Origin of the sequence: Citrobacter sp. Cb080 (genome assembly GCF_030334745.1) — a bacterium.
Classification (GTDB): Bacteria; Pseudomonadota; Gammaproteobacteria; order Enterobacterales; family Enterobacteriaceae; genus Citrobacter; species Citrobacter braakii.
This window is the reverse complement of sequence record NZ_JAOWDG010000046.1, coordinates 1-11,112: the sequence shown is the minus strand read 5'-3', so window position 1 is coordinate 11,112 and position 11,112 is coordinate 1. Positions and strand designations below refer to the sequence as shown.

The 11,112-nt window shown below is 50.6% G+C and carries 5 protein-coding genes and 2 pseudogenes; 3 read left to right on the top strand and 4 right to left on the bottom strand.

Annotated elements, in window-relative coordinates; genetic code table 11:
- Positions 1-62 precede the first annotated feature (62 nt).
- Together OGV38_RS08655 and OGV38_RS08650 are read left to right on the top strand one after the other, a co-directional pair.
- Positions 63-1,214 carry an IS30-like element IS30 family transposase gene (locus OGV38_RS08655; protein ID WP_286473067.1) on the top strand — a complete coding sequence of 384 codons (1,152 nt, stop codon included), beginning with the start codon at positions 63-65 and terminating at the stop codon, positions 1,212-1,214.
- A 138-nt stretch (positions 1,215-1,352) separates the two neighbouring features.
- Positions 1,353-7,595 carry an autotransporter outer membrane beta-barrel domain-containing protein gene (locus tag OGV38_RS08650; protein ID WP_286473181.1) on the top strand — a complete coding sequence of 2,081 codons (6,243 nt, stop codon included), beginning with the start codon at positions 1,353-1,355 and terminating at the stop codon, positions 7,593-7,595.
- Between the two features lie 179 nt (positions 7,596-7,774).
- On the opposite strand, the gene OGV38_RS08645 is transcribed toward OGV38_RS08650, so the two are convergent.
- From OGV38_RS08645 to OGV38_RS08630, 4 genes and pseudogenes are all read right to left on the bottom strand, one after another.
- Entirely contained in the window at positions 7,775-8,542 is a 768-nt protein-coding gene (locus OGV38_RS08645; RefSeq protein ID WP_016152160.1) for a putative bifunctional diguanylate cyclase/phosphodiesterase, read from the bottom strand.
- Positions 8,543-8,643: 101 nt separating this feature from the next.
- On the bottom strand, positions 8,644-9,231 hold the full coding sequence (locus OGV38_RS08640) for a helix-turn-helix domain-containing protein (RefSeq protein WP_046275132.1): 588 nt from the start codon (positions 9,229-9,231) through the stop codon (positions 8,644-8,646).
- Positions 9,232-9,255: 24 nt separating this feature from the next.
- A complete protein-coding gene (locus OGV38_RS08635; RefSeq protein ID WP_016152158.1) occupies positions 9,256-9,942 on the bottom strand; it encodes a flagellar brake protein in 687 nt (228 codons plus the stop codon).
- Positions 9,943-10,520: 578 nt separating this feature from the next.
- Positions 10,521-10,721 (bottom strand): annotated as a pseudogene (locus tag OGV38_RS08630) (DUF417 family protein); the annotation flags it as partial.
- Between the two features lie 56 nt (positions 10,722-10,777).
- Between OGV38_RS08630 and OGV38_RS08625 the strand changes: the two are divergent.
- Positions 10,778-11,112 (top strand): annotated as a pseudogene (locus tag OGV38_RS08625) (IS1-like element IS1B family transposase); the annotation flags it as partial.

Sequence of the window (11,112 nt, the reverse complement as noted above, 5' to 3'; positions counted from 1 at the left end):
TGTAGATTCAATTGGTCAACGCAACAGTTATGTGAAAACATGGGGTTGCGGAGGTTTTTTGAATGAGACGAACATTTACAGCAGAGGAAAAAGCCTCTGTTTTTGAACTATGGAAGAACGGAACAGGCTTCAGTGAAATAGCGAATATCCTGGGTTCAAAACCCGGAACGATCTTCACTATGTTAAGGGATACTGGCGGCATAAAACCCCATGAGCGTAAGCGGGCTGTAGCTCACCTGACACTGTCTGAGCGCGAGGAGATACGAGCTGGTTTGTCAGCCAAAATGAGCATTCGTGCGATAGCTACTGCGCTGAATCGCAGTCCTTCGACGATCTCACGTGAAGTTCAGCGTAATCGGGGCAGACGCTATTACAAAGCTGTTGATGCTAATAACCGAGCCAACAGAATGGCGAAAAGGCCAAAACCGTGCTTACTGGATCAAAATTTACCATTGCGAAAGCTTGTTCTGGAAAAGCTGGAGATGAAATGGTCTCCAGAGCAAATATCAGGATGGTTAAGGCGAACAAAACCACGTCAAAAAACGCTGCGAATATCACCTGAGACAATTTATAAAACGCTGTACTTTCGTAGCCGTGAAGCGCTACACCACCTGAATATACAGCATCTGCGACGGTCGCATAGCCTTCGCCATGGCAGGCGTCATACCCGCAAAGGCGAAAGAGGTACGATTAACATAGTGAACGGAACACCAATTCACGAACGTTCCCGAAATATCGATAACAGACGCTCTCTGGGGCATTGGGAGGGCGATTTAGTCTCAGGTACAAAAAACTCTCATATAGTCACACTTGTAGACCGAAAATCACGTTATACGATCATCCTTAGACTCAGGGGCAAAGATTCTGTCTCAGTAAATCAGGCTCTTACCGACAAATTCCTGAGTTTACCGTCAGAACTCAGAAAATCACTGACATGGGACAGAGGAATGGAACTGGCCAGACATCTAGAATTTACTGTCAGCACCGGCGTTAAAGTTTACTTCTGCGATCCTCAGAGTCCTTGGCAGCGGGGAACAAATGAGAACACAAATGGGCTAATTCGGCAGTACTTTCCTAAAAAGACATGTCTTGCCCAATATACTCAACATGAACTAGATCTGGTTGCTGCTCAGCTAAACAACAGACCGAGAAAGACACTGAAGTTCAAAACACCGAAAGAGATAATTGAAAGGGGTGTTGCATTGACAGATTGAATCTACAGTAGCTTAACCAATAACTCCTCCCTCGCCCTGCATGTCAGCAACGGCATCGGCGTACGCGCCTCAGGCTCCAGCGCGCAGATTAATAAGCTGGGCAAAATTCAGGTTGATGATGGCACCGCTGGCGTTCTGTTGACCCAAGGGGCAAGCCTGCTGATTAACGGTATGACTGGCGACAGCATTACCACCGATGGCTCCGCGGACGGTATTCGCCTGGCCGAAGGCGCTGGCGCTCTGGCCGCGCAAAGCGTGATGATCCGCGCTGATGGTACCGGTGCCGGTATTCAAAACGATGCCAACAACACCAATATCACGCTGCGTGATGTCACCATCGACTCCAACGATGGCCCAGGGATCCGCACCAGCGTGGCGCTGACCATGAACGATGGGCTGAACAACATCCTCAACGTCAACGGTAAAGGTACCGGCTTCGCCTTTGAACAACGTAATGGCGACGCGGTGACGGGCAATCTAACCATCGGCAAAGGCTATACCATTGAGGTACTAAACAGCGAAGGCAGCGGTATTCGCGCCAATACGGACGGTCGTATCACCACCAATGCCGACATCAACGTGCATGACAGCGCAGGTGGCTCAGCAATCATCGCGAAAAACGTTAGCGCATTGACCAACAGCGGCAAGATTATCTCTGCCAGCACCACCTCACCAGTAATAGACGCCAGCGGCGACAGCAGTAAAGCCATTACCAACACGGGAACCCTGCAGGCCATCAACGACTCGGCCGTGGCAGTTCAGTCTGGTAAAGGCAATGACACCATCGATATCAGCGGCGGTGTGACCAGCGGCGTAATCAACACCGGTGAAGGTACGGATACCTTCAACTGGCGTAGCGGCTCTTATGCTGGCGAAGTGAATTTCGCGGGTACTGGCGGTAACAATAAAGCCAACATTGGCAATGTGACGCTGGATAAAACGCGCCACATCCTTACCGCAGCGGGAACGGGCAACGCCCTCACCTTCACTGATACAAAAGGTGCGAAGATTGGTACGCTGGCTAGCGACAACCTGAATACCGGTACCAACATTGGCACTGGCTGGGATTCACTGACCATCAGCGGGTCAAATGCAGATGTACGCATCGTTGAAAACCTGAATCTGGCGAGCGAAACCCTTGCTGTAAACAATGGCGCCACGCTGCGTACCGGCGACCACGTCGAACCAACCAGCACTGCCGCAAGCATTGGCGATTACAATGTCACCACCCAGGGCGCAGACAGCAAGGTTATCTTCGATACTCAGGGGGATACCTCAACAGCACAGATCTATCGCGGTATCATCAGCGGCGACGGGAAATTTGAACGTGCGGCGGGCGGTACCACGGTATTTACCGCCAACAATAGCTACACCGGCTCTACCACCATTGATCAAACCGGTACGCTGCAGTTAGGTGACGGTGGAAATGAAGGCGAAGTGAGCGCCGTCTCTGACATCATCGACAACGGCGTATTGGCGATTAATCGCGCCAACACCGTGCTGCTCAACGGTGTGATCTCCGGTATCGGCGCGCTACAGCAAATCGGCGGCGGCATTACCCGTCTGAACGGTAACAATACCTATACCGGCAACACCACCGTTACCAACGGCACGTTGCTGGTGAATGGCGATCAAAGCGCGGCGCGCGGCGTCACCACCGTCAGCGGTACGTCCACACTTGGCGGTAAGGGCATTATCGGCGGCAACGTGCTGATGAACGATGCCACAACCATCAGCGCCGGTGACGGCGGTGCGGGTACGCTATCTGTTAACGGTAATCTGCAGCTTGGCAGCAAAACGACCTCCGCTTTCGAACTGGGGCAGGCCTTTACGCCAGGCGGTGCGCTAAACGATCTGGTGAACGTGGCAGGCGATCTGCAACTGGACGGGACCCTGGATGTTACCACTTCGCAAGGCGGTAACTTCGGACCGGGCGTGTACCGTATCTATAATTACGGCGGTACGCTGGATAACCAGACGCTGGAGCTGGGCGCAATACCGGACAGTCAGGATAAGAGCAATATTTTTGTCCAGACCTCTATCGACAAACAGGTCAACCTGGTGAACGCCAACGGCGTTACCCTGCAATTCTGGGACGGGGCGACGGTAAGTCAGAGCCACGGCGCGTCGGGCATTGAGGGCGACAGCAAAATTGACGGTGGCGATGGCAAATGGATGGCGATCGGCAGTCAGGGTGATAACAACTGGACCACGGCAACGGGCGAAGGTAACGCACCTTGGGCGCAGAAGTCCTTTGCCGTCTTCACCACCAAAGGTGGCACCGTTACCGTGGATAACGCCGCAGGAGAAGTTAACTTCTCCGGGGCACAGTTTGACGCCGATGGCTATGTCGTTAAAGGCGACGCACTTAACGCTTATGCCACCACGGAAAACGCGACCCACGCCGGCCAGACGCCGGGAACCGGTGAACTGCTGCTGCGCGTTGGCGCGGGTGGCGCGGGGCAAAACTATACCGCGACCATTGAGTCCGTCATCCGCGAAGCCAGCACGACTGACAAGCTGACGCTGGTGAAAACCGACCTTGGCCGTCTAATCCTCAGCGGTGATAACGCGTATCGCGGCGGCACACGCATTGATGGCGGTACGTTGCAGATTTCCGCCGACAGCAACCTCGGTCAGAGCGGAACCGACCTGGCTATCAACAACGGCTCCACGCTGCAGATGGGTGCGGACCTGACCAGCAATCGCACCATTGTGCTGGGCGCGAATGATAACGCGGCGGTGTTTGACCTCAATTCACATGATTTCACGCCAACAGGTGAGATTACCGGCGACGGTAAACTGAAAGTCACCAGCAGCTCAAGCGATGCGGGTAGTACCCTGTCGCTCAATCGCGCGAACAGCTATAAAGGCGACACAGAAATTGCCGGTACCGGAAATGCCAACAATGTGACGGTCAACGTCAGCAAAACCGGAGCCTTTGGTAGCAATGAAAGCAGCACCGTGAACGTCAATAACGGGGCGACGCTCAATGTCAGCGGAACAGAGACCAGCCTGAAATCCCTGACCATGAACATCGCCGACAGCCTGTTAACGCTGGCGGATAACGTCACCGCCGCGAGCGCAAAACTGAACCTGACGGGCACAGCGAAAGCGCTGTTAACCGATAACGCCACCGCGGGCGAGGCGACGGTTAACGTGTCAAAAGACAGTACGTTGGCGCTGGAAGAAAACGCCAGCGGTGGTTCTGCTAGCGTGAATAACAGCGGACTGATGACCTTTGCGGACCAGGCGTTAGCAGAGAATACCGTCGTTAAAAACCTGGCGGGCGGCAAGGTCGATATCAGCGCAGTCGACAGCGCTACATCTATCGGCTCGTTGTCCGGCGCGGGGAATGTCGAACTGGGCAATAAAGAATTGTCGCTGGGTAATCTGCATCTTGATGACACCATCAGCGGCATTATCAGCGGCAACGACGGCAGCCTGGTGAAAATCGGTGACGGCACGTTAACGCTGACCGGCGATAACACCTGGACCGGCACCACGGACGTCAATGAAGGCGTACTGCTGGTCAACGGTAATCAGTCTGCCGCGACCGGTCAGGTGACGGTGAAATCTGGGGCAACGCTCGGCGGGAACGGCATTATCGGCGGCGCTGTTGATGTACTGGATGACGGCCATATTACCGCGGGTGCGGCCATCAACAGCGTGGGTAAACTGACTACCGGTTCACTGACGCTCAGCGATAACGCACAGCTTGATTATCAGTTTGGTCAGGCCTATACCCCAGGCGGAGCCTTCAATGACCTGATTGATGTCAATGGCGATCTGACGCTCGACGGTAAGCTCAATATCCAGACCTCTCCAGGCGGAAGCTTTGACGTTGGTGTTTACCGCGTCATCAACTACACCGGCACATTAACCAACAATGTGATGGACATTGCCGACGCGCCGGAAGCTGCGGACAGCCTGTACGTACAAACCTCGGTTAAAAACCAGGTTAACCTGGTCAACCATGCCGGGCTGACGCTACGTTTCTGGGACGGCACCGGCGGTGAGAATGGCGAGCTGAAAAACAACGGCGTCATCAACGGCGGCGACGGTATCTGGCAATCCAGCCAGGGTAATGACAACTGGACAACGGATGAATCAACGCCAGAAGGCGCGCTGAATGCACCGTTTACCGATGCCGCGTTCGCCGTCTTCCAGGGTGAAGCGGGCAACGTAACCGTCGATAACAGCAAAGGCGACGTCATCATCAGTGGCGCACAGTGCGCCACCGATGGTTATCGCGTGGGCGGTGAAGCCATTACCACCGATACGGCTAATACGCTGATTCGCGTCGGCGATGGCACAGTAGACGGCGCTAACTACACCGCGACTATCGACAGCGTGATCCGCGGCACTGGCGGCCTGAATAAAGGCGACCTCGGTACGCTCATCCTCACTGGTGACAACACCTACAGCGGTGGAACCACCATCACCTCAGGTACGCTGCAGGTGGCGGGTGATACCAACCTTGGCGCACCAGAGACGGGAATTACCTTTAATGGTGGTACGCTGAAATATGGTGAAGCGTTTGATACCGCTCGTCAGGTGACTCTGGAATCCGGCGGCGGGACATTCGACACCAACGGACATAACGTTTCTCTGCTGACGGAAGTCGAAGGTAACGGTCAGTTGACCAAAACCGGTAAAGGCTCCCTCACCCTGACGCTGGATAACACCTACACCGGTGGCACCACCATCGAGCAAGGCGTTTTACAGCTGGGTAACGGCGGTGATATCGGCAGCATTCAGGGGGATATCGTTGATAAAGGCGTACTCAACGTCAATCGTGGCGATACCCTGGCGCTGACCGGTAATATCAGCGGCGAAGGCCAACTGCATCAAACCGGCAGCGGTGTTACGGAGTTGCATGGTGAAAACAGCTACAGCGGCGCAACACTGATTGCCAACGGTGTACTGCAGGCGGGTAATACCAACACTCTGAGTAGCGCATCACACCACTACGTTGTCGCTGACACTACCCTCAACACGCAAGGTTACAACCAGACGGTAGCGGGACTGAGCAACGGCGGCGATGTTTCACTCATCGGCCAGCAGACTGGCACAACGTTAACCGTCAAAGGGGATTACACCGGCGAAAAAGGGACTATCAACATGGCGGCCACACAAAATGGCAGCGGCGCAGGCATTGCCGACCGTCTGATTATCGATGGCGGTAAAGCCAGCGGTAGTACGCTATTGGATGTCGATGGTTCTGGTCTCGGCGCACCAACTATTGGTGATGGTATCGAAGTGGTAACCGCGCTCAATGGCGCAACCACTACGGCACAAACGTCACGAGACGCCTTCCATCTTGCCGCCGATCGTATGGCAGCAGGCGCATTTGAGTATCAACTGCATGCGGGTAACGCTCAGGGTCAGGGTGAAAACTGGTATCTGAGAAGCGAATATCGTCCAGAAACTATGCTGTATTCTGGTCTCGCCAGCGTCGTTCGTCAGGGCGACATCAGCCTGTTAGGCAACATGCACCAGCGTATGGGTGACGAGGTTAAACCAGGTATTGATGAAGACAATCGCGCCTGGGCAAGAATGATTGGCTACTCCGGTAAAACCAAACTGGATGATGCGGCTGGAACGCAAACCAGCTCCCACACCATGGGGATTCAGGTTGGCGTCGATATGTATGCCAACGAAAGCTGGAAAGCCGGGATGTATACCAGCATTCTTGATATCGACAGCAACGTGAAAGGCACGAAGACAGGCAGCGACGGCAAAGGCGGCAACATCGACGACAACGCGTTTTATGTCGGCGGCTACGCCACCTGGTTCTCGGGCGACGGGATGTATGTTGATAACGTCCTGCAATACGGTAACCATAAATCCCGCCTGGCGGCGACCGGTAACAACGGCTCGTATACCGTCAGAGGCAACACGCTGACGGCGTCAACAGAAGTGGGTAAATCGTTCCGTTTAGGCGCCAGCGCATGGAGTCTGGAACCTCAGGCTCAGTTGATCTATCAATACAGCGACTTTGATAACGGGCGGCTTGATGGTGTGACCCAAACGAAAGTGAAAATGGATACCGCGGATTCCTTTACCGCCCGTCTGGGCGTGCGTCTGGTCGCTGACTATGACACCAACCATGGCAAATTCCAGCCTTACGGCAGGGTCAACGTCTGGCAGGGTCTGGGTTCAAAAGACAAAACGCACTTTAGCAATGCGGTAGCCACCACCACGCTTGAGTCTTCACAACAGTACTCCAGCACTGAAGTTGCAGCCGGTCTGTCATGGTCTATCGACAGAAACCTGCAGGTTTACGGAGAACTGGGTACGCAATTTAGTAACGGTGGCAGTAAGTCGCAGGTTGAAGCGCCGGTTAATGCATCAATTGGCTTTAAGAAATCGTTCTAAGCTGACATAAACTCGCTAGCCCTCTGTTTAACAGGGGGCTTTTTTTGGCCTGTCACGGATACAAAGCAACCTGATGCGCTTAACGTATCAGGCCTACGGACTGGCGGAGAAAGCGCGGGAGCGGCCCTCTGGCAACGCGAAACAATCGAGGTTCAGGGGAACAACAGAGAGGGAGAAGATTAAGGATTATACTGCGTCAGGAGTAACGGGATCTCTTCTGCTAACACTGGGGGAGAAATGAAAAAGCCTTGAATTTTGTCACAACCAATCTGCATCAGCCGGTCCAGTTCGGACTGGGTTTCCACCCCTTCAGCAAGAACTTCAATACCAAAATTGTGCGCCAGTGAAATTATACCCTCGACAATCTTTGTTGAGCGGGTATCGGGTTCAATGCCGGCGATAAATTCCTTATCAATTTTTAAGGTATCAAAAGGATATTTCAACAGATAGTTAAGATTGGCGTGGCCGGTTCCAAAATCATCAAGGGCAATTTTGACCCCTATCGCCTTCAGCTCCGTCATATTTTTAGCCGCGACCTGACTGTCGCACAGCGGCGACGTTTCCGTGACCTCTATCTGGCATCGATGGGGCGGGAGACCACATACAGTAAGATTTTTTCTGACGCGTTGGGGTAACAGCGGATCGCAGAACTCAAGCGCGGAAATATTGACGGACAATACAAGGGGCTCTGGCCAACGGGTTGCCACATCCCAGGGAGTGTGGGTAACCATATCTTCAATTGACATAATATTGCCGCTGTCTTCCAGCAAGGTAATAAAAACATCGGGAGAGATCATCCCCATCTGGGGGCTATTCCAACGCATTAATGCTTCAAACCCGCTAATACGCTGATTACGCAAATTAAAAATTGGTTGATAAACCATATAAAGCTGACTGGTATTCAATGCCTTTTCAAGCGCGGTTAACACCTCACTAGAATTAAACATTCATATCTCCCTCAACAAATCATAAAAATTAAAAACCAGTCAATATCACTCCCGAATTGTATCTACTATTAGGTGTGTTACATCAGAATAGAATGGCCAGGTTAGGGTAAAAAAGACATACGATGGGTAAATCTGACAATTAATTTATTTAATTCCGAGGTATTGGTCAGTCCCAGCTTGGTGACGACCCTCATTTTATGCGCCTGGATAGTTTTATAATTCAGGCTGACTAACTCTGAAATTTCTCTGGCGGTATATCCGTTTACCAATAAATTCAGAATCTGCTGCTCTCTCTCGGTTAATCTTTTCTGTGAACGATACAGCCGGGGATTCCATTTCCCGGCCGTTAACGACGCCAGTTGACCGAAATCGCGCAGTGAAGATTTCTCCGTCAAAACTATCGTTTTTTCAACATATAATAACTCTACACATAATTTCGCCACCAAACTATCAGCAATAATTACCACGACATTATTATAAAACTTGAAGCGGTTTTTATTCAAAAACTGCACGATAGCTGAACATGGTTGTTCGTTATCAATGATATTAAAAACCATGGTTTGATGCTGGCATAATGATGACTGATGCAACATATCCTCAAACTGGAATGTTTGTATCGGTACATGTTTGCTTGTCAGGTAGGCGAACAAACCGTTGCCCACAAAATTATCACTGCCACACATCAACATCCTGTTCATCGCTCCTTATCAGCATCAAATCTTGTTACTCATTAAAAATTTAATAATAATCTTCTCGACCTCTGCCTCTTCACGACGATTTTTAAAATCGAACTCACATGAAATCTGATGACAGGCATACAATTGATTATCCTCATCAAATTCATTGATCATGACGACATCGATCACTTTCAAATCCAGCTGTAAACTGCCAAACGTATCAAAATCCAGCGCGGCATTTTTAATCACCGCATCTTTATAGAGAAAACGGGAGTTCACATCTTTAACAATTAATGCACAACCGCCCTGCGAGATGTTTTTAATCTTCAGAGAGTAGTTTTCTCCGTTTTTGTAACGACCAAAACAGAAAAAGTCGTAACCCTTCAGGAAGGAAAAACGCTGATTTTGTCGCTGCTGGGCAAAGAAAATCATATCCGGGATGAAGTAGGATAATCCTGCTTGTGCACCTGCTGATAAGGTTTGTTCGAATCTGGCACTAAATTTTACAATCCCACTTTCACTGTGCAGGATAAAGTACTGGACCTTTTCAGGAACAATGTCTTCGTGTCCGGAGATGACAAACCGCTCGAAATCAATCTTCTCTAACTGCGTGATAACACTATGGTTTTCACATAAAACTTCAAGTTTCGTTTTCTTGTGCAACTCTTCACGAAGGGTAGCGATGATTTCAAACTTGTTGTCCTTTGCTAATCCAAAGCTCATTCTAAAACCCTTATTTCCATATTTAAGATATGTCTCGCTTTTGGTTACTCACAAAACGCGAGATCAGCATCCACCCCTGGTGCTTAATTACCATAGTGGATTCCATGTCGAACAGTTGGTTAAAAATTAAGTTTTTAACTATCTTTAGCCATTTATTGATACGTAAAAACATTTAATCAAAGTTAATTCTAGCTGAAGCCATGCCTAAAACCACATGAAGTTGTTGGCTAACTATAACAAAAGAGAATAATAAAATTTTTTGAGATGTCATTTTGAGATAACAAATAGCAAGAACTACACAGAAAAAAATAGAGGGAAATGAATGGGTTTTGATGGAAGGACCACGCAGTATGCGGACTGGCGTGCTATCGCAAGAAGAAGAGAAAATGCTTACGGCACTATATCATTAACCAGGAATATAGCTCCGACTAGTTATTGTGAAAAAGTGAATAATTATATTTCACCTGTAAAATAAATTTACCTTAGGGCAGAAAAAAGGCCAGCATCCTGCTGGCCCGGTAATTACCGAATCGAACTATAGAGGCTTACTTTCTTACAGAGGGTACAACGTTAAAAATTCAATACTTTTGCTTAATAATTGATCGCGATGAATCTGCGATGATCATCACCGCTCCCGCCAGCATTAATGTGTCTTTCAACACCAGACGCCCGGCTCCGGACAAGTACGGAAAACCGTGGTGCAAATCGCCCAGTGGCATCACCCATGCTTCCGGTGTGGTAATTAAAAATGATAACGTCACAATCGGAGTAGCAAATGCCGGTGATGCTGCCAACTTACTGATTTAGTGTATGATGGTGTTTTTGAGGTGCTCCAGTGGCTTCTGTTTCTATCAGCTGTCCCTCCTGTTCAGCTACTGACGGGGTGGTGCGTAACGGCAAAAGCACTGCCGGACATCAGCGCTATCTCTGCTCTCACTGCCGTAAAACATGGCAACTGCAGTTCACTTACACCGCTTCTCAACCCGGTACGCACCAGAAAATCATTGATATGGCCATGAATGGCGTTGGATGCCGGGCAACCGCCCGCATTATGGGCGTTGGCCTCAACACGATTTTCCGCCATTTAAAAAACTCAGGCCGCAGTCGGTAACCTCGCGCATACAGCCGGGCAGTGACGTCATCGTCTGCGCGGAAATGGACGAACAGTGG

Bases quoted from the DNA above. Each gene is read 5' to 3' on its own strand.
- OGV38_RS08655 (WP_286473067.1), top strand. From the start codon at position 63: ATGAGACGAACATTTACAGCAGAGGAAAAAGCCTCTGTTTTTGAACTA.
- OGV38_RS08645 (WP_016152160.1), bottom strand. From the start codon at position 8,542: ATGTTTAATTCTAGTGAGGTGTTAACCGCGCTTGAAAAGGCATTGAAT.
- OGV38_RS08640 (WP_046275132.1), bottom strand. From the start codon at position 9,231: ATGTTGATGTGTGGCAGTGATAATTTTGTGGGCAACGGTTTGTTCGCC.
- OGV38_RS08635 (WP_016152158.1), bottom strand. From the start codon at position 9,942: ATGAGCTTTGGATTAGCAAAGGACAACAAGTTTGAAATCATCGCTACC.